We start from the raw sequence: 22,015 nt of genomic DNA, 5'->3' as shown, positions 1-22,015 counted from the left end.
ACTTAGCGGTGCAGCTCGGCCGGTTCCGCTACTGGCTTGCCCTGCCCTGCGCGCGGCTTGCACCACAGCAGGTAGGACGCCACCAGGAACACCACCCAGACCACGCCGACGAGCAGTGCCGCCTGGGTATCCGGGAAGTAACCGAGCACGCCAAAGATGAACACCATGAACGCAATGGCCATGGCTGGGCCGTATGGCCAGAATGGTACCGGGAACTGCAGCTGGGCCACTTGTTCACGGCTCATGCTGCGGCGCATGGCCACCTGGGTGAGCAGGATCATCAGCCACACCCAGACGGTAGCGAAGGTGGCGATCGAGGCGATCAGCAGGAACACGTTCTCCGGGATCAGGTAGTTGAGCAGCACGCCGATCAGCAGCGCAGCACCCATCACTACAACGGTCATCCACGGCACGCCGTGCTTCGACAGCTTGCTGAAGCCGCGCGGCGCGTGGCCTTGCTGGGCCAGGCCGTACATCATGCGGCCGGCGCCGAAGATGTCGCTGTTGATGGCCGAGATCGCTGCAGAAATCACCACGATGTTCAGCACCGCGGCGGCAGAGCCGATGCCCAGGTTACTGAAGATTTGCACGAACGGGCTGCCCTGGCTGCCAATCTGCGGCCATGGGAACAGGCACATCAGCACGAACAGGGTGAGCACGTAGAACAGCAGGATGCGCAGCGGCACGGCGTTGATCGCCTTGGGGATGACCCGCTGCGGGTCCTTGGCCTCACCGGCGGTCACGCCGATGATCTCGATGCCGCCGAACGCGAACATCACCACGGCAAAGGAAGCGATCAGGCCACCCACGCCATTGGGCATGAAGCCGCCGTGGTCGAACAGGTTGCTGACACCCACGGCCTGCCCGGTGCCTACCTGGCTGAAGCCGAAGGCCATGATGCCGAGGCCGGCCAGGATCATCGCCACGATGGCGCCGACCTTGAGCAGCGACAGCCAGAATTCCATTTCGCCGAAGACCTTGACGTTGCACAGGTTGAGGCCGCCGATCAGGAAGACGATGCCCAGCACCCAGATCCAGCGGGCCACTTCCGGGAACCAGAAGCCCATGTAGATACCGAAGGCGGTGACGTCGGCGATGGCGACGATGACCATCTCGAAGGCGTAGGTCCAGCCGAGGATGAAGCCGGCCATGGGGCCGAGGTAGGTGCTGGCGTAGTGGCCGAACGAGCCGGCGACCGGGTTGTGCACAGCCATTTCGCCGAGGGCGCGCATGACCATGAACACGGCGGCGCCGCCGATCAGGTAGGCCAGCAGCACAGCCGGGCCGGCCATCTGGATGGCCGAGGCGGAGCCGTAGAACAGGCCGGTGCCGATGGCGGAACCGAGGGCCATGAAGCGGATGTGGCGGGCACTTAGCCCGCGTTTTAGACCTTGAGCTTGTTGCATGTCACGTCCTTAAATTGTTTTTGTGGTCGTGAGATCGAGGGGGGCTGCCTTGCAGCCCTTTCGCAGCACAAGGCTGCTCCTACAAGGGGAGCGCGTCGCCATTGCAGGAGCAGCCTTGCGCTGTGAATGGGCCGCACAGCGGCCCCTGGGGGCATTACAGGCTTGGCAGCACACCAGCCGGCAGCAGGCCGGTCAGGCGACCCTTGGCCAACAGTTCCACGGCCTTCTCGATGTCGGGCGCGAAGAAGCGGTCACGGTCGTAGTGCGGCACTTCGCTGCGCAGCGCCTGGCGCGCCTGCTCCAGCTTGGCCGAGGTCTTCAGGCCCTTGCGCAGGTCCAGGCCCTGGCAGGCGCCCAGCCATTCGATGGCCAGCACGCCGCGGGTGTTTTCAGCCATTTCCCACAGGCGCTTGCCGGCAGCCGGGGCCATCGACACGTGGTCTTCCTGGTTGGCCGAGGTCGGCAGGCTGTCGACGCTGTGCGGGTGCGACAGGGCCTTGTTTTCGCTGGCCAGGGCAGCAGCGGTGACCTGGGCGATCATGAAGCCCGAGTTGACCCCACCGTTTTCCACCAGGAACGGCGGCAGCTGGGACATGTGCTTGTCCATCATCAGCGAGATACGGCGCTCGCTGAGCGAACCGATTTCAGCGATGGCCAGGGCGATGTTGTCGGCGGCCATGGCCACCGGCTCGGCGTGGAAGTTACCGCCGGAAATCACGTCACCTTCGGCAGCGAACACCAGCGGGTTGTCCGACACGGCGTTGGCTTCGATGCCCAGTACCTCGGCGGCCTGGCGCAGCTGGGTCAGGCAGGCGCCCATGACCTGAGGCTGGCAGCGCAGCGAGTACGGGTCCTGGACTTTGTCGCAGTTCTTGTGCGACAGCGACACTTCGCTGGAGTCGCCCAGCAGGTCACGGAAGCAGGCAGCAGTGTCGATCTGGCCGCGCTGGCCACGCACTTCGTGAATGCGCGCATCGAACGGCGAGCGCGAGCCCAGTGCGGCTTCGACGCTCAGGCCGCCGCAGGCGATGGCAGCGGCGTACAGGTCTTCGCCCTGGAACAGGCCACGCAGGGCATAGGCGGTGGACGCCTGGGTGCCGTTGAGCAGGGCCAAACCCTCCTTGGCGGCCAGGGTCAGCGGCTCGAGGCCGGCCACGGCCAGGGCTTCGGTTGCTGGCAGCCACTGGCCCTTGTAGCGGGCCTTGCCTTCACCCAGCAGCACCAGCGACATGTGCGCCAGCGGGGCGAGGTCGCCGGAAGCGCCCACCGAACCCTTCAGCGGGATGTGCGGATAGACTTCGGCGTTGACCAGGGCGATCAGCGCGTCGATGACTTTGCGACGGATGCCGGAGAAGCCACGGCTGAGGCTGTTGATCTTCAGCACCATGATCAGCCGCACCAGGTCGTCATCCAGCGGCGCGCCGACACCGGCGGCGTGGGACAGCACCAGCGAGCGCTGCAGGTTTTCCAGGTCGTGGCTGGCGATGCGGGTCGAGGCCAGCAGGCCGAAACCGGTGTTGATGCCGTAGGCGGTACGGTCTTCGGCAATGATCTGCTCGACGCAGGCAACGCTGGCGTCGATGGCCGGCGCGGCGCTGGCGTCCAGTTGCAAGCGCACGGGCGCGGCATGGATGGCGCGCAGCTGGGCCAGGGTCAGGGTGCCGGGCTTGAGGGTCAATTCGGTCACTTCACTACTCCAATCGCGTGGAGCCGCAGGCCCGTTTGTGAGTGCCTGCGTGCTCCTTCTTGTTGTTCAGTATCACCCCTCGTGGGGTGCGATCCAAAGCGTGGCGATCAGCCAGTGATCATCGGCAGGTCCAGGCCCTGCTCCTTGGCGCAGTCGATGGCGATGTCGTAACCGGCATCGGCATGACGCATCACACCGGTCCCTGGGTCGTTGGTCAGCACGCGAGCGATACGCTCGGCGGCTTCATCGGTACCGTCGCAGACGATGACCATGCCAGAGTGCTGGGAGAAGCCCATGCCCACGCCACCACCGTGGTGCAGCGAAACCCAGGTAGCACCGCCGGCGGTGTTCAGCAAGGCGTTGAGCAGCGGCCAGTCGGAGACAGCGTCGGAACCGTCGCGCATGGCTTCGGTTTCACGGTTGGGGCTGGACACCGAACCGGAGTCCAGGTGGTCACGGCCGATCACGATCGGTGCCGACAGCTCGCCGCTGCGTACCATTTCGTTGAACGCCAGGCCCAGCTTGGCGCGCAGGCCCAGGCCAACCCAGCAGATACGTGCCGGCAGGCCCTGGAAGCTGATGCGCTCGCGAGCCATGTCCAGCCAGCGGTGCAGGTGGGCGTCGTCGGGGATCAGTTCCTTGACCTTGGCGTCGGTCTTGTAGATGTCTTCGGCATCACCGGACAGCGCCGCCCAGCGGAACGGGCCGATGCCACGGCAGAACAGCGGGCGGATGTAGGCCGGCACGAAGCCAGGGAAGTCGAAGGCATTGGCCACGCCTTCTTCCTTGGCCATCTGGCGGATGTTGTTGCCATAGTCGAAGGTCGGAACACCCTGCTTCTGGAAATCGAGCATGGCTTGTACGTGCACGGCCATCGACTGCTTGGCGGCCTTGACCACTGCAGCCGGTTCGGTCTGTGCGCGGTCGCGGTACTGTTCCCAGGTCCAGCCGGCTGGCAGGTAACCGTTCAGCGGGTCGTGGGCGCTGGTCTGGTCGGTGACCATGTCCGGGCGCACGCCACGCTTGACCAGCTCTGGCAGGATTTCGGCAGCGTTGCCGTGCAGGGCGATGGAGATGGCCTTGCCTTCGGCGGTGTACTTGGCAATGCGTGCCAGGGCGTCGTCGAGGTCAGTGGCCTGCTCGTCGACGTAACGGGTTTCCAGGCGGAAGTCGATACGGCTCTGCTGGCACTCGATGTTCAGCGAGCATGCACCGGCCAGGGTGGCGGCCAGTGGCTGGGCGCCGCCCATGCCGCCCAGGCCAGCGGTCAGTACCCACTTGCCTTTCAGGCTGCCGCCGTAATGCTGGCGACCGGCTTCGACGAAGGTTTCGTAGGTGCCCTGGACGATGCCCTGGCTGCCGATGTAGATCCAGCTGCCGGCGGTCATCTGGCCGTACATGGCCAGGCCCTTGGCGTCCAGTTCGTTGAAGTGTTCCCAGTTGGCCCAGTGCGGCACCAGGTTGGAGTTGGCAATCAGTACGCGCGGGGCGTTGCTGTGGGTCTTGAACACGCCGACCGGCTTGCCCGACTGCACCAGCAGGGTTTCGTCGTCTTCCAGGCGGGTCAGGGTCTCGACGATCTTGTCGTAGCACGCCCAGTTACGGGCAGCGCGGCCGATACCGCCGTACACCACCAGTTCCTTCGGGTTTTCCGCGACCTGTGGATCGAGGTTGTTCATCAGCATGCGCAGTGGCGCTTCGGTCAGCCAGCTTTTGGCAGTCAGCTTGTTGCCACGTGGGGCACGGATTTCAACGTCACGGTATTTGTTGTTGTCGGTCACGGGAAAGGTCCTCTGCGGTCGTCCGCGGGCGGGTATGTCGTGGTAGATATACAAACACACCTTTACTTGTATGTACAAGCACGGACAACCAAAATAATTGGACTTTTCCGCTGAATGGCTTGGTGCATGCGTTGATTCTTTCTGCGCCAGTGAGATCGAGCGCCGCCCGCGCGGCGCTTCGCGGGACAAGCCCGCTCCCACATTTGTTGCAACGTGCCGAACCTGTCAGGCCATGGTTGCCTGCCTTGGTGCATGTCTTGAGACGGGTGAGGCGGCCGCAGCGCCAGCCGAGAAATTGAGTCAGACCAACAAGGCTGACAACTATGGCCTGACAGACATGGCCACGTTGCAACAAATGTGGGAGCGGGCTTGCCCCGCGAAGCGCCGCGCGGGCGGCGCTCGATCTTACAGGCGACAAAAAACTACAGGCGAACCCCTCAGCGCCCCACCAACTCGATCAGGCAGAACCGCCCCTGCACATTCAACCCCAACAACTGGTCATTGCCCTCCAGCCGCAGGCAGTCATACAACCCCAACCGCTGAGTCTCGCGCCCGGCAATGCCAACCTCGACCTGGCTGCTGGCGGCGAACAGCAACACCGTCGACGCCGAACTGTACAAACGGCTGGTGCCATCGAACCACTGCAACCGCGCCCGGTAGCGCTGCGGTGCATATATCAGGTTGAAATCACGGATCGCCCCGCCCAGCAGCTTGCAGCTGACCTGGCTCTCGCCGCTGAAGGCAAAGGCATCGAACGGCAGCAACGGCCGGCTGGCCTGGCCGTCCACCAGCAAGCGCATGCCGTCACCCTGCAGCACGGTGATGATCCGCTGGTAGCCGGCGAAGGTGGAAAAGCCACCGGACTCCTCGATATCGGCAATCGACAAGCGCCAGCCAAAGCCGTCCAGGCCTTCGCCACTGTCGCGGGTAATCTCTTCGGTGAAACCGCCACCGTTCTTCCACGGCATGCGCGGGTAGCCCTGCGCACGCAACAACTGCAGCTGACTCATTTACTGAAACGTCCTTCCAGGCGATGACGGGAACCGGGGTGGATCAGCCGCGCGGCAGTCACCGGCTGGCGGCCGGACCAGGTGCGACGGCGGATCAGCAGGCAGGGCTCGCCCCGCTCGATCTGCAACAGGCGGCATTCTTCCGGCTCGGCCAGGATTGCCTCTACCACGTGCTCACCCTCGGTCAGCGGCGCCACCTGCGACAGGTAGGCGTATGGCGTCTGCCGGGTGAAGTCCTGCTTGAGGTAGTCGGGGGCAATCGCCGCATTGACGTAGCGGTCCTCGATCTGCACCGGCACGCCGTTCTCGAAATGCACGATCAGCGAGTGGAACACTCGCTGGCCTTCGCGCATATCCAGGGCCAGGGCCCGCTCGGAACCGGCCGTTTCCTCGGTGAGGGTGATCACCTGGCAGCTATGCTGGTGGCCACGCGCGGCAATTTCGTCGGCAATGTTGTTGACCTCGAACAGCGCCGAACGCCCCTTGGGCTCGGCCACGAAGGTACCGACCCCTTGCATGCGCACCAGCAGGCCTTCGGCAGTGAGCTCGCGCAGGGCGCGGTTGATGGTCATGCGGCTGAAGCCCAGCTCACTGACCAGTTCGCTCTCCGAGGGTACCCGGTGATGCGGTGGCCAGCTGCCGTTGTCGATCTGCTGGATGATCATCTGTTTGACCCGGGCGTAAAGCGGAGCCGGGCCCTCGCCCATCTGGGCAACCAGCGCGGAGACAGGAGGTGTCGGCACGGCGTTGGATCCTTGTGCAAATGGAATGAGCGGTAGCTTGCCGCAGTTTACCCGGCAGGCAAACGCCTGTATATGTATATACAAGTTAACAATAACAGGATTTTCACCGATGTCCGCCTACTTCGCCGAACGCGCCCTGCTACCCACGGGTTGGGCCAGCCATGTCCGCATCGAGGTCACCAGTGATGGCCATGTGGCCCGCATCGAACCGGGTGCCTCGGCCGAAGGCGCCGAGCGGCTGGCCGGCCCGCTGCTGCCCGGCATGCCCAACCTGCACTCGCATGCCTTCCAGCGCGCCATGGCAGGGCTGGCGGAAGTCGCCGGCAACCCCAACGACAGTTTCTGGACCTGGCGCGACCTGATGTACCGCCTGGTCGGCCAGATCAGTCCGGAGCAGCTGCAGGTCATCGCCCGCCAGCTGTATATCGAAATGCTCAAGGCCGGCTATACCTCGGTCGCCGAGTTCCACTACGTGCACCATGACCAGGCCGGCAGGGCCTACGCCGACCCGGCCGAACTGTCCCACCGCATCAGCGCGGCGGCAGCCGACAGCGGCATTGGCCTGACCTTGCTGCCGGTGCTGTACAGCCATGCAGGCTTCGGCGGCCAAGCCCCGAATGACGGGCAACGGCGCTTCATAAATTCCACTGAACAGTACCTGCAACTGCAAGCGCAGCTGGCCCCGCTGCTGGCCGCGCAACCCGCGCAGCAACTGGGTCTGTGCTTCCATTCGCTGCGCGCGGTGACGCCTGGGCAGATCGCCGAAGTGCTGGCAGCCAGCGACAAACAGTGCCCGGTGCATATCCATATCGCCGAGCAGCAGAAGGAAGTCGACGACTGCCTGGCCTGGAGCGGCCTGCGCCCGCTGCAGTGGCTGTACGAGCACGTGGACGTGAACCCACGCTGGTGCCTGGTGCACGCCACCCACGCAGAGCCGGGTGAAGTCACCGCCATGGCCCGCAGCGGCGCGGTAGCCGGGCTTTGCCTGACCACCGAGGCCAACCTGGGCGACGGGATTTTCCCGGCAGTGGACTACCTGGCGCAGGGTGGGCGCATGGGCATTGGTTCGGACAGCCATGTGTCGCTGAGCGTGGTGGAGGAACTGCGCTGGCTGGAATATGGCCAGCGACTGCGCGACCAGCGGCGTAACCGCCTGTATCGCGGCGACCAGCCGATGGTCGGGCGGACGTTGTATGACGCTGCCCTGGCGGGCGGTGCGCAGGCGCTGGGGCAGGCGGTCGGGGAACTGGCAGTGGGCAAGCGCGCCGACTGGCTGGTGCTCGATGGGCAGGACCCTTACATCGCCATGGCCGATGGGGATGCGATTCTCAACCGCTGGCTGTTTGCAGGCGGCGATCGCCAGGTGCGGGATGTGATGGTGAATGGGCTGTGGGTGGTGCGCCAGGGGCGGCATGCGCAGGAAGAGCAAAGCGCGCTGGCGTTTGCCGAGGTGTTGCGACAGCTGTTGGGGTGAGTTTATTGGGGCCGCTTTGCGGCCCATCGCGACACAAGGCCGCTCCTACAGGAATGTGCGTTCCCCTGTAGGAGCGGCCTTGTGTCGCGATGGGCTGCAAAGCAGCCCCCAGAAATTCAGTGCATCTTGACGATCTGCTGGTCCGACGCGCGCCAGATCAGCCGACTGGTGTCATAACCCTGCTGCCGGGCCTTGGACATCAGGTTCTCGCGCTCCCAGGCTGGTAGCGTCGGCGTACGCGACAGTAGCCACAAGTGCTTGCGGTCCGGGCTGCCGACCACCGCCGTGCGATAGCGATCATCCACATACAGGATCCAGTACTCGCCCCTCGCCACCCCTGGCACCAGCTTGGTGAACCAGTTGTCGAACTCGACCCACAACTTGTCGGTGTGCCCTGGCTCCTGGATGTTCGCATGCCCCTCGGCGCGCAGCCATTCGTCACCCATGGTGCGGCAGCGGTTGAGCACGCCGAGGCTACCATCGAGCCTGAGGTTGTAGTGCGCTTCGGACTGCTCACAGCCGGTCTGGTAGCGCATTGGCAGGCGCGCCAGTTCGTACCACTTGCCCTGGTAGCGCTTGAGGTCGATGTTGCCCGCGGTTTTCGGCGCCAGCGGGTCGTGCACGGAGCCGGCACAACCGCCCAGCAGCAACGCCAGGCATACCCCCATCAGCAGATAAACGCGCCTCATTTGAGACCCTGCCCTGAATACATGAGCACCTTGTCAGCCGCGTACTGCACACTGATGAAGCTCTTCTCGTCCCCCCAGGTGCAGCTGCTCATGCCCAGCGCGCCAGAGCACTCGGTCGGCGTGCCGAGCAGCTGCTCGACCTCGGCCTTGTTCATACCGGCCTTGATCTTGGAATAGTTTTCCTGATTGATCTTGCTGCAGGCAGTCAGAACGACGCACAGCGACAACAGGGCGAGGGAACGCAACGACATGAAGGACACTCCTGGAGAGGGGATACAGGCGAGTGGCCTGCAGTGACCTTCGACGGTAAAAACCCTCCCAGGTTCCCTGCTCCCCCTCCTCTACCCCTACACCATTGGTCGGATGGCCACTACTGTGCGATTAATCACAAAGAATTACCCCGCACAAACAAAAAGGCCGCCCCTACGTACTGTAGGAGCAGCCTTGTGCTGCGAAAGGGCCGGTGAGGCCAACAGGGATGCATGGGCAGCGAGGGACACTTCGCAGCACAAGGCTGCTCCTACAAGGATCCCGCCAACCCTGGAATCAGAACCTGGACCCAGGCTCCAGCAAAAAGTCCATCTCTTCGCTGGTACTCGGCCGCTCCAGCACCAGGTTGCGGTGCGGGAAGCGCCCGAAACGGGCAATTACCCGCTGGTGCTGCTCGGCATAGTCGAGGAAGCCTTCGAACAACCGGCGGTTGGCTTCGGGCTGCTCGTCCAGCAGCACCTGGTAGCGCTCGACGCACAGGTTCTGCCAGTCCAGCACTTCGGCATGTTCCAGTACCAGCAGCACGAACACCCGCTGTATCGGCAGCAGCTGGTAATCCCAGTTCTTCTGCAAACCCTGCATCGCCACCACCTGAGCACGCCGGTCGCCCTCGAAGGCACGCGGCGTGTCGCGGTAGATCATGCGCGGCAGCTGGTCCAGCAGGATCAGCAGGCCCAGCCAGCCCTGCGGGCTTTGCTGCCACTCGTCGAGCCCACCCGCCAGGGCATGCTCGACCAGATCACCAAACAGCGCATGGGCGTCGGCGTCATGATGCTTGCCGAACCACAGCGTGCTCTTCTCGTCAGCCACGGCCTGGGGACTGGTGCCCCAACCGAACCACCACTCCAGCAACGGCTGCCAAGGTGCGAGCATGACTTACTCCTTGTGGTAGGCGGTGACGCGCTCGACCTCTTCCTTCGAGCCGAGGATTACCGACACACGCTGGTGCAGGCTTTCTGGCTGGATATCGAGGATGCGATCGTAACCGTTGGTGGAGGCGCCGCCGGCCTGTTCGATGATGAAGGACATCGGGTTGGCTTCGTACATCAGGCGCAGCTTGCCCGGCTTGCTCGGTTCGCGGGCGTCACGTGGGTACATGAACAGGCCGCCACGGGTCAGGATGCGGTGTACGTCGGCCACCATCGAGGCGATCCAGCGCATGTTGTAGTTTTTCTTCAGCGGGCCGGTCTCGCCTGCCAGCAGTTCCCCCACGTAACGCTGAACCGGGGCTTCCCAGTGGCGCTGGTTGGACATGTTGATGGCGAATTCTGCGGTAGTTTCCGGCACGCGGATGTTTTCGTGGGTGAGGACGAAGCTGCCCAGTTCGCGGTCCAGGGTGAAGCCCTTGACGCCGTTGCCCAGGGTCAGGATCAGCATGGTCTGCGGGCCGTAGATGGCGTAACCGGCGGCAACCTGCTGGGTGCCTGGTTGCAGGAAGGCTTTTTCGTTCAGGGTTTCGTTCTGGCTCAGGTATTCGTTAGGGCAACGCAGTACCGAGAAGATAGTGCCGACCGAAACGTTGACGTCGATGTTGGACGAGCCGTCCAGCGGGTCGAATACCAGCAGGTAGGCGCCTTTCGGGTACTTGCCCGGGATCTGGTAGGCGTTGTCCATTTCTTCGGAAGCCATGCCGGCCAGGTGGCCGCCCCACTCGTTGGCTTCCAGCAGGATATCGTTGGAAATCACGTCCAGTTTCTTCTGGACTTCGCCCTGCACGTTTTCAGTGCCCATGCTGCCCAGCACGCCACCGAGGGCGCCTTTGGAAACGTGATGGCTGATTTCCTTGCACGCACGCGCCACCACTTCGATCAGGAAGCGCAGATCGGCAGGGGTATTGTTGCTGCGGGTCTGCTCAATCAGATAGCGACTAAGGGTAACGCGGGACATGTATGGCTCCGAAAGGATTGGGGATAAAAACCCCCGCAGTTTACAGGGAGAGTTGCGGGCTAGCGAGTGATGAGACTCGCCACGGCTCTCAGACGGCACAATAGGTTGGTAGTTCAGCGCGCGCCAGGCCGGTGGTCTGGTTGTGGGCCCATTCGCGGGTACGCCCGCGAAGAGGCCGGCACAGGCTTACCTTAATCCAGAGCCTTCCAGATCTCGCTGGCATATTCCCGAATGGTCCGGTCCGAGGAGAACCAGCCCATCCGCGCGGTATTCAGCACCGCCATGCGCCACCATTCCTGCGGCGTGTGCCACAGCTCCTCGACCCGTCGCTGGGCATCCCAGTAGGCATCGAAATCGGCACACACCAGGAAACGGTCATGAGCTACCAGCCCGTCGATCAGCGCGCTGTAGCGCGACGGGTCGTCCGGTGAGAACACCCCGCTGCGAACAGCCTGCAACACATCGTTCAGGCGGCTGGACGTGGCAATCGCCGCACTGGCGCCAAAGTCACCGTCGCGCCGCCTGGCCTCCACCTGCTGCGCAGTAAGGCCGAATATGAACATGTTTTCGGTACCCACCTGCTCGCTCATCTCGACGTTGGCACCATCCAGGGTGCCGATGGTCAGGGCACCGTTCAGGCCGAACTTCATGTTGCTGGTGCCGGACGCTTCGTAACCGGCGGTGGAGATCTGCTCGGAAAGGTCCGCCGCCGGGATGATGCTTTCAGCCAGACTGACGTTGTAGTTGGGCAGGAACACCACCTTCAGCAGGCCGCGCACGGTGGGGTCGTTGTTCACCACCCGGGCGATGTCGTTGGCCAGCTTGATGATCAGCTTGGCCTGGTGATAGCTGGCCGCGGCCTTGCCGGCGAAGATCTTCACCCGCGGCACCCAGTCGGTACCGGGGTCGTTGCGCATGGCCTGGTACAACGCCACGGTGTGCAGCAGGTTGAGCAACTGGCGCTTGTATTCGTGGATGCGCTTGACCTGCACGTCGAACAACGCCTCGGGGTTCACCGTAACGCCCAGGCGGTCCTGGATGATGCTGGCCAGGGCACGCTTGCTGTGCAGGCGCTGCGCGGCGAACTGCTTGCGGAAACCGCTCTTGTCGGCGAACGGTACCAGATTGGCCAGGCGTCCTTCGGGGTCGTCCAGCAGCTCAGGGCCCAGCGCCTCGATCAACATCGCGGTCAGCTGCGGGTTGGACTGGTACAGCCAGCGGCGGAAGGTAATGCCGTTGGTCTTGTTGTTGATCCGTTGCGGGTAGAGCTTGTGCAGCTCGGCGAACACCGTGCTTTTCATCAGCTTGCTGTGCAGCGCCGACACACCGTTGACGCTGTGCGAGCCGAGGAACGCCAGGTTGCCCATGCGCACCCGGCGGCCATTGTCTTCCTCGATCAACGACACAGCCCGCAACACGTCGAAGTCGTGCAGGCCTTTCGCCCGCAGCGCGTCGATGTGGTAGGCGTTGATCAGGTAGATGATCTGCATGTGCCGCGGCAGCATGCGTTCCATCAGCGCAACGGGCCAGGTTTCCAGGGCTTCGGGCAGCAAGGTGTGGTTGGTGTAGGCCAGGGTGCCGACGGTCAGCTCCCAGGCGGTATCCCAAGGGATCTCATGCTGGTCGACCAGCAGGCGCATCAGCTCGGCCACGGCGATCGACGGGTGGGTGTCGTTGAGCTGGATGGCCGCCGCATCCGGCAGGTTGAGCAGGTTGTCGTGCATGTTCAGATGGCGGCGCAGCAGGTCCTGCAACGAAGCCGAGACGAAGAAGTATTCCTGCCGCAGGCGCAGTTCCTGGCCCGCCTCGGTGCTGTCGGCCGGGTACAGCACCCGCGAAATGCTTTCGGCCCGCGCCACCTCGGCCACCGCGCCCAGGTGGTCGCCGGCATTGAAGCGTTCCAGGTGCAGCTCTTCCAGCGCCCGCGCACGCCACAGGCGCAGGGTATTGACGCTGGCCCCGCGCCAACCGACCACCGGGGTATCGTAGGCCACCGCCCGCACGGTCTCGCCCGGCCACCACACCTGACGCTGCTGGCCGTGGGTGTCGTGCACCGTTTCGACGCTGCCGCCAAAGCTGATGGGGTAGATCACCTCGGCGCGCTCGAACTCCCAAGGGTTGCCGAAGTCGAGCCAGTTCTCGGTCTGCTCCTGCTGCCAGCCATCGACCATGGCCTGACGGAACAGCCCGTGCTCATAGCGGATGCCATAGCCGTGGGCGGCAATGCCCAGGGTCGACATGCTTTCCATGAAGCATGCCGCCAGGCGGCCCAGGCCACCGTTGCCTAGCGCAGCATCGGGCTCGAGCAGGCGAATGCGCTCCAGGTCCACGTTCAGCCCTTCCAATGCGTCGCGGGCAATGTCGAGCAGGCCCAGGTTGCTCAGGCTGTCGTACAGCAGCCGGCCGATGAGGAATTCGAGAGAAAGGTAATAGACCCGCTTCTGGCTGCGGCGATACGCTTGGCGGGTGTGGTCCATCCAGTGATCGACCATGTGATCGCGCGCGGCCAGGGCGATGGCCTCGAACCAGTCGTGGTCGAAGGCGTGCTCTGGGTCCTTGCCAACCGCGTAGGTCAGCTTGTCCAGTACAGCGGCGCGAAATTCGGCCACCTCGGCGTCACGAGCTTTGGGTTCCTGGGACATGCGGCATCCTCGGGCAAGTTGACGAAAACGGAGGGAGACTGTTGAGCCTAGACCCTTCGACAGGGAGTGACAGTTAGCGTTCGCAGTTTTCATGCCCACTTTGCGATTCCGGCAAAAGGTTGTTCATAAATTGAACAATTCCGGTATGATCGCGCGCCCCAAGACCGTGATACACCCCATAAAGATGAAAACGACCCTGATCGCCGCAGCCGAAGTCGACCGCCTGGAGACCTGGCAGCGCTACACCAGCAACATGTGCCATGGCTGCCATTCGACCTGCTGCACCCTGCCGGTGGAGGTGAAGATCAAGGATCTGATCCGTATCGGCGTGGTCGACGAGTTCGAGAAAGACGAACCGCCGAAGAACATCGCCAAGCGCCTGCAGAAGGACGGCATCATCGAACGCTTCAACCAGAAGTCGGGGATCTTCACCCTGACCCGGATGAGCAATGATGACTGCCTGTATCTGGATCGTAAAAGCCGGCTGTGCACCATTTATGACAAGCGGCCGGATACCTGCCGCAACCACCCCAAGGTCGGGCCGCGGCCAGGTTATTGTGCTTACAAGCCAAAGGTGGCCTCGCGCTAGGTCAACCTTTCATCTCCCACCTGCAGGGAAGCTTCTGCACGAACCACCCTGGTCCATCGGCGGATGTTCAGGATAGGTGCGCGGCAGCACACTGACCGAGCTGGTTGCGATGAAGCCGTCAGCAAATTTCGCCTCGACGAACTGCGCCTGCCAGCCTGCCGCCGGTGCCGTGCGTTGCAGGGTAAACTGCTGCACAGGCGCGAGTGTCTCGGCCTGGTAGCGCACCCCACAGGCATAGCGGAAGTCACGGTCCTGGCTGTTGCTCGCCGTCCAGACCTTAACCGCCACTGGCGGCTCGGAGAATTCGACGGTCATCTGCCCGCCTTGCCCGTTCGGCGACACCTGCACGCTTGGCAGAGGGGCCCCATCGCGCAAGCGCGACACCGCAGGTACCAAGGTACTGACTACCGCTTGACGCACCCCGCCATGGTCGGAGTTCGGCAATACCCTGAGGCTGGTCTGGCCCGGCAGGCGCTGCTGATAATCGGTGACCGGGTCAGGGACGAAGAAATCGTCACCACTGGCGGACACCAGGTACTTGGGAATGGCCAGACGCTGCCTTTTCTCGTTCAGGTACTGCATCGGGTCCATCATCGCCATCAGCCGCTCGAATGCCGGGGTGCCCAGCTGCTGCAGGACACCAGCCTGCTGGTAGGAACCCAGCGCCAAGGGCCAGTGACCACCATAACGCTTGCGCAATCCGGCCAGCATGTCCGAAGTATCCGCGACGTCGATCACACTGGGCACGATGGCCACCACCCGCTCATCGGCCAATGCCGTGAGCCATGCGCTCCAGCCGCGCTTGGAGGCACCCGTGATAATGAAGCGGTCCACCGTGAGCCCTTGCCCTGCCAGCTCTTGCTCGGCCAGATCCATCGCCCGGCTTGCCGCCGCGGCCATCGGCACGTGCAGTGGCAATTCCGGCGCGGCGCCGCGAAGCGCATGAGCCCAGGTATGGGCCACGGCGTCATCCTCGCGCAAGGGCTTCTCGTTATCGTTGAAGGTCACGTACTGATTGGGCACATCGCTGATCATGACCACGGCCATCCGTGCCTTGAGGGCGACCTCGCGCAATGCCTCGCGGGTATAGTCCGGGGTTTGCGCCGGTCCGAACCGTACACCGTTGTTCACCACCAGCAAGGCTTTGCCGGGCACGGCATTGTGCGGGATATGCAGCTCGACATCATGCTCCCAGCGGCGCGGCTCAACCACCGGCGCTGGTTCCCAAACCTGCGAAACCATCTGCAAGCGACGGAACGCATACCCAGGCTCGGAGGCTTGCTCGAGCAATACGGCTTCCAAGGGTGCCTGACGCACCTTGCCAATATGGCACTGGACAACATCCTGCGGACGCAGGCTGGCACAATCCTGCATGGTGCAAGCCTGCAAGCCTGCCATCAGGCAGGGGATGGCCAGCGCTAAACGGTAATTCATGTGCATGCTTCCGGCTTCGAGAAAGCACTTCACGCTAGGCATCACAACAAGCGCGCACAAGTCGCAAAAGGCCGTGAAGGATGCAACCTACATCAGCTTGAGATATCACCTACAAAAAACCTGCGTCATACAAACAAAAACGCCCCCGGCGATGCGTGCGAGGGCGTTTTGACTCGAACGAGCAAAATGGGAATAGCTCTATTTCTATATCAACCCTGCCGAGCAAGGTCGCGCAGATGAAGTACAACCATAACGATCGCGGCTATGGCGGTCACTATTGATGCCAAGGTACCCAACACGACCGTGGACATTATCGATTCATTGTTCCAAACCACGACCTGTTGATTGAGACGATCGTCGTAGAGTATTTGCCCGTCCAACGTGGCGAGTTCACGCACGGTGCTACCATCATCCCCACGTTCCACTGTAAGAATAACCTTCGCATTGATACGAAGCCCCGATGCCTCATACAACTTCCGGTAAGTATAAACACGTTTACCCTCCCGCCTTCCATCAAGCTTATATGCTACGCCAAAATGTACTAGCGAACGGTTATGCTCCCAAACGTCTGGATAACCGGATACTCGCCCCTCGATAACTAGTAGCCTAGACAAATCAGGGGCCTTATATACTTCCAGCTGACTGAAATAAAGCGCAACACCTGCAAGCATCGTAATCACGACAATCGCAAGCAATTGAGCTCGCTTTAAAGGAGGGGACACTCTGAGCAACTTTATGAATCCAGAAAATGACTGCACACGCCCCTCCTGCTATTTTAAATAGGAAAATCACCTAAAAATCTTTAATGATACCTATCAACTCCACCTACGCCCCCGCCAGGCGGGATGATCTCTATAGGACCTATATCAATATTCCACCTGGGGAGTTCCGGCAATGGGAATACCATAGGCCCGCCACCGAAGTCCGGCTCAATATAGCCACCCCCGCCGCCGCCAGATATTCCGTACAGGTGAGAAAGGTCGCTTCCAAGCAGCACGCCTTGCGTATCCGGGTTCCACTGGGTTACCGCAACTCGGCCCGCATAGATTGCGCTGATTTGGGCGAGCGATGCAAGGGCCAAGTCCGGCGCTACCCAGTAATCAGGGTAGGTGGCATTTGTATTTGCAACGAAATGTTTTTGCACTACAGGTGCGATAAAAGAATGATACAAATTTGTTGCCGCATCGGAATTGAGTATCCCCAAGGCATTAGCCCCAACGCCCACAGCAGTGAAAATAACTGCGGGAGTGCCAGCCCCAGCAAGCAAGCTTATACTGCCGACAATCCCCGCAACATTTCCAACCAGGCTCAGGACGTCACCTTTTTCAAATTTCTGGTCGGTCTTGTACTGAGCAGTAATTTTTAGAAATACTGTAGTCGCAGCAAGCGTATTCACCTTGATATTGAGGAAGGGTGTAAAACCCGCAGTCAGCTTTACTATTGACGTGATCCCGGCGACTGCAGCTCCGGTTTGGGCACTCTGATTCACTAGAACGAACCCTGACTTGTCGCTATTGTACTGATCCGTCAGGGAAGTAGCTGCCGCACCCACCGCTACCGGTTTTTCAACGTAGCCCAAGATAATCTCAAGTGTTTTGATCATCTTTCGCTACTCCCTGATCAATGTCTTGAAGGCGATGCTCATACGCAGCCGATTACAACTCACACCAGGCGCCCGAGCACCATGCGGCACTTCCCCATTGAAGATTACAACCCGCCTCGGCTTAGGCTGTACCGACAGCACAATACTTTCTTTGTCAGCGTCGTAGAATACAAGCTCACCACCCCAGCAGGTGGCCCAGTACTCGCTGCAAAACAGCATTACAGTTTTCCCTGGCGCCTCGGCTGTATTGTCACGATGAATAGGACCATCCTGGCTGCTTGTTTGACCATTGGCGTATACCCCTAACAGGGTCGCCGAAGGCATATGCGCAGCCTTGATACGTGCCCAGATATTCGCCAGAAAAGCCCAGTCCGGTCGCTCTCGTAGTTCTTGCTCACAGTCTTCCAATTCATTTCTGCGAGTACCGGCGATAAAACTGTGCCAACATGGACGATCAAGGGGAGCATAAGGATAGGGCCAGCCATAACGCCAGAGCGAGCCAGTTAGGAGCCTCAATATTTTCGTGTGCTCTTCGTCCGTTATTCCATCATCAATCACACAGATATTTTTACAAGCAGTCAAACCTACCATTACTTCAATCTCCTGATCTCAACATAGCGATTGGAGACTGAAAGTTAAAACACCTTTAGATATTCTCACACAGGGAAACAGCCGCTCAGCCGGTGACCTTTACCATAGCCTTGACGTGATAACAGATTTAGTCGCCATAACGAGTTCCAATTTTCTTTACCTCAAAAAAACTTTTTTCAGACTGACACCAACCTGAAGCTTTACCAGCCCCCAAGCATTTACCATGATAAAAGCACGTGTGCGTGAGAGACCGCAGGCAGCCACTGCCCTTGGCTTCACTCAGAATTGGACATAAAAAAACGCCCCCGGCATTTCGACCGGGGGCGTTTTCGTTTCAGCTCAAGCTAGACGATCAAGCCTTGGCTTTCTTGGCCGCGCGGGTACGCTCGCCTTCGTCCAGGATCTTCTTGCGCAGGCGGATCGACTTCGGAGTCACTTCGCACAGCTCATCGTCCTGGATGAATTCCAGGGCCTGTTCCAGGGTGTGGCGAACCGGCGGTACCAGGGCGATGACTTCGTCTTTGCCCGAAGCACGCATGTTGTCGAGCTTCTTGCCTTTGGTCGGGTTCACGCCCAGGTCGTTGTCACGGCTGTTCAGGCCGATGATCTGACCGTTGTAGATGTCCTGGCCGTGCTCGATGAACAGCTTGCCGCGAGCCTGCAGGGTTTCCAGCGAGTAGGTCAGCGCCTTGCCGGTCTCGATCGAAACCAGTACACCGTTCAGACGACCGGACATCTGGCCGGCTTTCATGGTGTCGTAGCGATCGAAGATCGAGGTCAGGATGCCGGCACCGTTGGTCAGGGTCAGGAACTGGTTACGGAAACCGATCAGACCACGAGCAGGTACGTTGTACTCCAGACGTACACGGCCTTTGCCATCCGGCGCCATGTTGGTCAGGTCGCCCTTACGCAGGCCCATTTCTTCCATGACCTTGCCCTGGGATTCTTCAGGGATATCGATGGTGACGTTCTCGAACGGCTCCTGCTTCACGCCGTTGACTTCGCGGATGATCACTTCAGGGCGGCCCACAGCCATCTCGAAGCCTTCACGACGCATGGTTTCGATCAGAACCGACAGGTGCAGCTCACCACGGCCGGAAACCTTGAACTTGTCAGCCGAGTCGCCTTCTTCAACGCGCAGTGCAACGTTGTACAGCAGCTCTTTGTCCAGACGTTCCTTGATGTTACGGCTGGTGACGAACTTGCCTTCCTTGCCGCAGAACGGCGAGTCGTTGACCTGGAAGGTCATCGAAACGGTCGGCTCGTCAACGGTCAGTGGCTTCATCGCCTCGACGTTGTTCATGTCGCACAGAGTGTCGGAGATGAACAGCTCGTCGAAACCGCTGATGCAGACGATGTCGCCAGCCTGGGCTTCTTCAACGTCGACGCGGTGCAGGCCGTGGTGGCCCATCAGCTTGAGGATACGGCCGTTACGCTTCTTGCCTTCGGTGTCGATGGCAACAACCGGGGTGTTCGGCTTGATACGACCACGGGCGATACGGCCAACGCCGATAACACCGAGGAAGCTGTTGTAGTCCAGAGCGGAGATCTGCATCTGGAACGGGCCATCGACGTCAACGTTCGGCGCCGGTACGTTGTCGACGATCGACTGGTACAGCGGGGTCATGTCTTCGGCCATGTCGGTGTGGTCCAGACCGGCGATGCCGTTCAGGGCCGAGGCGTAGACAACCTGGAAGTCCAGCTGATCATCGGTGGCACCGAGGTTGTCGAACAGGTCGAAGATCTGGTCCAGAACCCAGTCAGGACGCGCACCCGGGCGGTCAACCTTGTTGATCACGACGATCGGCTTCAGGCCAGCTTCGAAAGCCTTCTTGGTCACGAAGCGGGTTTGCGGCATCGGGCCGTCCTGGGCATCGACCAGCAGCAGCACGGAGTCGACCATCGACATTACACGCTCAACCTCGCCACCGAAGTCGGCGTGGCCAGGGGTGTCGACGATGTTGATGTGGTAGCCGTTCCAGTTGATGGCGGTGTTTTTCGCCAGGATGGTAATGCCGCGCTCTTTTTCCTGGTCGTTGGAGTCCATCACGCGCTCGTCGTTGAGCTCGTTACGCTCCAGGGTGCCGGACTGGCGCAGGAGTTTGTCGACCAGGGTGGTTTTACCATGGTCAACGTGGGCGATGATGGCGATGTTACGCAGATTTTCGATCACAACTGTATCTCGATCAGAGGATTCGGTTGCCGCCAGTGTAGGCGGCGAATATGTACGGTTTGAGGCTCAGCGGGCCCGGTGGTCGGGAGGGCGATGGCGGATGCTGCCGCCATACAGCCCTGGCGTCTTATGCCGGACGATAAACACGCACATTGGCATGTCCCTCACTGAGCAGGTGGTGTGCGTGCAGACGGCTCATCACACCTTTGTCGCAATACAGCAAGTACTGGCGGTTGGCATCCAGCTGCTTGAACTTGCTGTTGAAGGCATAGAACGGCATGGCCTGGACTTCGATACCGTCCAGCACCAGAGGTTCGTCTTCCTGGGCATCGGGGTGACGAATGTCGATGACGATCTGGCCGGGCAGCGCCTCGGTCACTTCCTCGATTTCGATGTCCTTGCCCAGTTCGTCGATCACATGGTCGATGGAGATCAACCGGGCGCGTTCCAGGGCGCGCTCCAGCACGGCCATGTCGAACTGCTTCTCTTCATGCTCCATGCGGTGGCGCTTGGCGTGGGTGGTCGGGTTTACCGAGATCACGCCGCAGTATTCTGGCATGTGCTTGGCGAAGTCGGCAGTGCCGATCGCGTAGGCCTGGTCGATGATGTCCTGCTTGTGGCTGGCCAGCAGGGGGCGCAGCACCAGCTTGTCGGTGGCCGAGTCGATGATCGACAGGTTCGGCAAGGTCTGGCTGGACACCTGGGAAATCGCTTCGCCGGTGACCAGGGCATCGATCTCCAGGCGGTCGGCCATGTGCGCGGCACCACGCAGCATCATGCGTTTGAGGGTCACGCCCATGTAGCTGTTGTCGACCTTGTTCAGAATCTCGCCGACCACTTCCTCGAACGGCACGCTGATGAACAGCACGCGCTGGCTGCTGCCGAACTTCTTCCACAGGTAGTGAGCCACTTCCATCACGCCCAGCTCGTGGGCACGGCCACCGAGGTTGAAGAAGCAGAAGTGGGTCATCAGGCCGCGGCGCATCATCTGATAAGCCGCCACGGTGGAGTCGAAGCCACCGGACATCAGTACCAGTGTCTGCTCCAGGGCGCCCAGCGGGTAGCCGCCGATGCCCTGGTGCTGGTTATGGATCACGTACAGGCGCTGGTCGCGGATTTCGATGCGCACCAGCACTTCCGGGTTCTTCAGCTCGATGCCGGCGGCGCCGCACTGCTGGCGCAGCTGGCTGCCGACGTAACGGTCGACGTCCATCGAGGTGAAGTCGTGGTGACCACCGCGCTTGCAGCGCACGGCGAAGTGCTTGCCGGCCAGCAGGTGGCCGAAGTGCTGCTTGCACTTGGCGACGATGTCATCGAAGTCGCCGAGCGGGTATTCCTCTACCTGCAGGAAGTGGGTGATACCCGGGGTGCAGGTGAGGCGCTCGATCATCTCGCGCTGGACCTTTTCGTCTTCGACGCGGGTGACCACTTCGAGATTGTCCCAGACACCATCGACCACGAGCTCAGGATCGAGGTCCTTGAGCACGTTGCGGATGTTCTTGCCGAGCTGGCGGATGAAGCGCTTGCGCACCGGCCGGCTCTTGATGGTGATTTCTGGGAAGACTTTGACGATAAGTTTCATTGGTTAACAGCGCGCGCAGGGCCTGCCGAAAATGAGGGGCGCGAATTATAGCGGAAATTGCTCAGGATTTGACCAACTTTTGTACAGAAGGTCGGATTTATATTGCCTGCACCGGCCTCATCGCCGGCAAGCCAGCTCCCACAGGCTATCCACAGTTCTCAAGACCTGCGCCCTACCTGTGGGAGCTGGTTGCCGGCGATGAGGCCCTCAAAGAAAGCACACAACTCAAGCAATGCACACTATTGGTGCACTGCTACCAAAATTCGCATCTTAAGAGTGCACTTTTCCCCGGCAACCCACCCCCAGATGCCCGCAAACGCCCCCTTTTATCCCGCCCTCGCCATTTTCGGGCACTGGCATGCAATTTGCTCCCTTGTGAGGCAGGTAAGCTTGGCCGACTATCCGCGCCCGGCAACACCCTTTTTCCAGGGCAGCGGCCCACCGCGCTCTAGAC

At 61.3% G+C, this 22,015-nt stretch carries 18 protein-coding genes; 2 read left to right on the top strand and 16 right to left on the bottom strand.

All coding sequences use genetic code 11. The features are described from left to right. Nucleotides 1-2: 2 nt before the first annotated feature. From CAG18_RS10860 to hutC, 5 genes are all read right to left on the bottom strand, one after another. Nucleotides 3-1,406 (bottom strand): amino acid permease, encoded by a 1,404-nt coding sequence (locus tag CAG18_RS10860; protein WP_023663049.1) that lies wholly within the window; start codon nucleotides 1,404-1,406, stop codon nucleotides 3-5. A gap of 154 nt (nucleotides 1,407-1,560) precedes the next feature. Continuing rightward, complete coding sequence (hutH, locus tag CAG18_RS10855; RefSeq protein ID WP_003259868.1) at nucleotides 1,561-3,093, bottom strand: histidine ammonia-lyase; 1,533 nt, start codon at nucleotides 3,091-3,093, stop codon at nucleotides 1,561-1,563. Between the two features lie 107 nt (nucleotides 3,094-3,200). Beyond that, a complete protein-coding gene (hutU, locus tag CAG18_RS10850) occupies nucleotides 3,201-4,874 on the bottom strand; it encodes a urocanate hydratase (RefSeq protein WP_015272106.1) in 1,674 nt (557 codons plus the stop codon). 437 nt (nucleotides 4,875-5,311) lie between these two features. Further along, on the bottom strand, nucleotides 5,312-5,884 hold the full coding sequence (locus CAG18_RS10845) for a HutD family protein (RefSeq protein ID WP_085720879.1): 573 nt from the start codon (nucleotides 5,882-5,884) through the stop codon (nucleotides 5,312-5,314). Continuing rightward, the gene (gene hutC / locus CAG18_RS10840) at nucleotides 5,881-6,591 is read right to left on the bottom strand and encodes a histidine utilization repressor (RefSeq protein WP_013974563.1); all 711 of its coding nucleotides are present in this window, start codon (nucleotides 6,589-6,591) and stop codon (nucleotides 5,881-5,883) included. Before hutC ends, CAG18_RS10845 begins: the two co-directional genes overlap by 4 nt. Before the next feature lie 145 nt (nucleotides 6,592-6,736). Between hutC and CAG18_RS10835 the strand changes: the two genes are divergently transcribed. Continuing rightward, complete coding sequence (locus CAG18_RS10835) at nucleotides 6,737-8,101, top strand: formimidoylglutamate deiminase (protein WP_085720878.1); 1,365 nt, start codon at nucleotides 6,737-6,739, stop codon at nucleotides 8,099-8,101. 116 nt (nucleotides 8,102-8,217) lie between these two features. Here the strand turns inward: CAG18_RS10835 and CAG18_RS10830 are convergent, their stop codons facing one another. From CAG18_RS10830 to CAG18_RS10810, 5 genes are all read right to left on the bottom strand, one after another. Further along, a complete protein-coding gene (locus tag CAG18_RS10830; protein WP_003259870.1) occupies nucleotides 8,218-8,790 on the bottom strand; it encodes a lipocalin family protein in 573 nt (190 codons plus the stop codon). Next, nucleotides 8,787-9,041 (bottom strand): outer membrane protein assembly factor BamE, encoded by a 255-nt coding sequence (gene bamE / locus CAG18_RS10825; RefSeq protein ID WP_003249234.1) that lies wholly within the window; start codon nucleotides 9,039-9,041, stop codon nucleotides 8,787-8,789. Before bamE ends, CAG18_RS10830 begins: the two co-directional genes overlap by 4 nt. Before the next feature lie 295 nt (nucleotides 9,042-9,336). Beyond that, entirely contained in the window at nucleotides 9,337-9,933 is a 597-nt protein-coding gene (locus CAG18_RS10820; protein WP_013974567.1) for a DUF924 family protein, read from the bottom strand. Between the two features lie 3 nt (nucleotides 9,934-9,936). Then, on the bottom strand, nucleotides 9,937-10,947 hold the full coding sequence (locus CAG18_RS10815; protein WP_013974568.1) for a class 1 fructose-bisphosphatase: 1,011 nt from the start codon (nucleotides 10,945-10,947) through the stop codon (nucleotides 9,937-9,939). A 191-nt stretch (nucleotides 10,948-11,138) separates the two neighbouring features. Next, nucleotides 11,139-13,589, bottom strand: a complete 2,451-nt coding sequence (locus tag CAG18_RS10810) for a glycogen/starch/alpha-glucan phosphorylase (RefSeq protein ID WP_085720877.1) — start codon at nucleotides 13,587-13,589, stop codon at nucleotides 11,139-11,141. A gap of 184 nt (nucleotides 13,590-13,773) precedes the next feature. Between CAG18_RS10810 and CAG18_RS10805 the strand changes: the two genes are divergently transcribed. Then, nucleotides 13,774-14,178, top strand: coding sequence for a YkgJ family cysteine cluster protein (locus CAG18_RS10805; protein ID WP_046613485.1), 405 nt, complete (start codon nucleotides 13,774-13,776; stop codon nucleotides 14,176-14,178). A 9-nt stretch (nucleotides 14,179-14,187) separates the two neighbouring features. Here CAG18_RS10805 and CAG18_RS10800 read toward each other — a convergent pair whose 3' ends face one another. From CAG18_RS10800 to thiI, 6 genes are all read right to left on the bottom strand, one after another. Further along, nucleotides 14,188-15,612 carry a PhoPQ-activated pathogenicity-related family protein gene (locus CAG18_RS10800; RefSeq protein WP_085720876.1) on the bottom strand — a complete coding sequence of 475 codons (1,425 nt, stop codon included), beginning with the start codon at nucleotides 15,610-15,612 and terminating at the stop codon, nucleotides 14,188-14,190. Nucleotides 15,613-15,821: 209 nt separating this feature from the next. Continuing rightward, nucleotides 15,822-16,370 carry a hypothetical protein gene (locus CAG18_RS10795; protein WP_015272112.1) on the bottom strand — a complete coding sequence of 183 codons (549 nt, stop codon included), beginning with the start codon at nucleotides 16,368-16,370 and terminating at the stop codon, nucleotides 15,822-15,824. 44 nt (nucleotides 16,371-16,414) lie between these two features. Next, a complete protein-coding gene (locus tag CAG18_RS10790) occupies nucleotides 16,415-17,215 on the bottom strand; it encodes a hypothetical protein (protein ID WP_015272113.1) in 801 nt (266 codons plus the stop codon). Nucleotides 17,216-17,221: 6 nt separating this feature from the next. After that, nucleotides 17,222-17,806: a 2OG-Fe(II) oxygenase gene (locus CAG18_RS10785; RefSeq protein WP_080604908.1), complete on the bottom strand. Its 585-nt coding sequence runs from the start codon at nucleotides 17,804-17,806 to the stop codon at nucleotides 17,222-17,224. 352 nt (nucleotides 17,807-18,158) lie between these two features. Next, on the bottom strand, nucleotides 18,159-19,979 hold the full coding sequence (gene typA, locus CAG18_RS10780; RefSeq protein WP_003259874.1) for a translational GTPase TypA: 1,821 nt from the start codon (nucleotides 19,977-19,979) through the stop codon (nucleotides 18,159-18,161). Nucleotides 19,980-20,106: 127 nt separating this feature from the next. Continuing rightward, nucleotides 20,107-21,561 carry a tRNA uracil 4-sulfurtransferase ThiI gene (thiI, locus tag CAG18_RS10775; protein WP_085720875.1) on the bottom strand — a complete coding sequence of 485 codons (1,455 nt, stop codon included), beginning with the start codon at nucleotides 21,559-21,561 and terminating at the stop codon, nucleotides 20,107-20,109. Nucleotides 21,562-22,015: the final 454 nt, after the last annotated feature.

This window comes from Pseudomonas sp. B22(2017) (genome assembly GCF_002113105.1).
Lineage (GTDB): Bacteria > Pseudomonadota > Gammaproteobacteria > Pseudomonadales > Pseudomonadaceae > Aquipseudomonas > Aquipseudomonas asiatica.
Note: the sequence above shows the minus strand (reverse complement) of the source record. Positions and strands in the feature narration are given on the sequence as shown.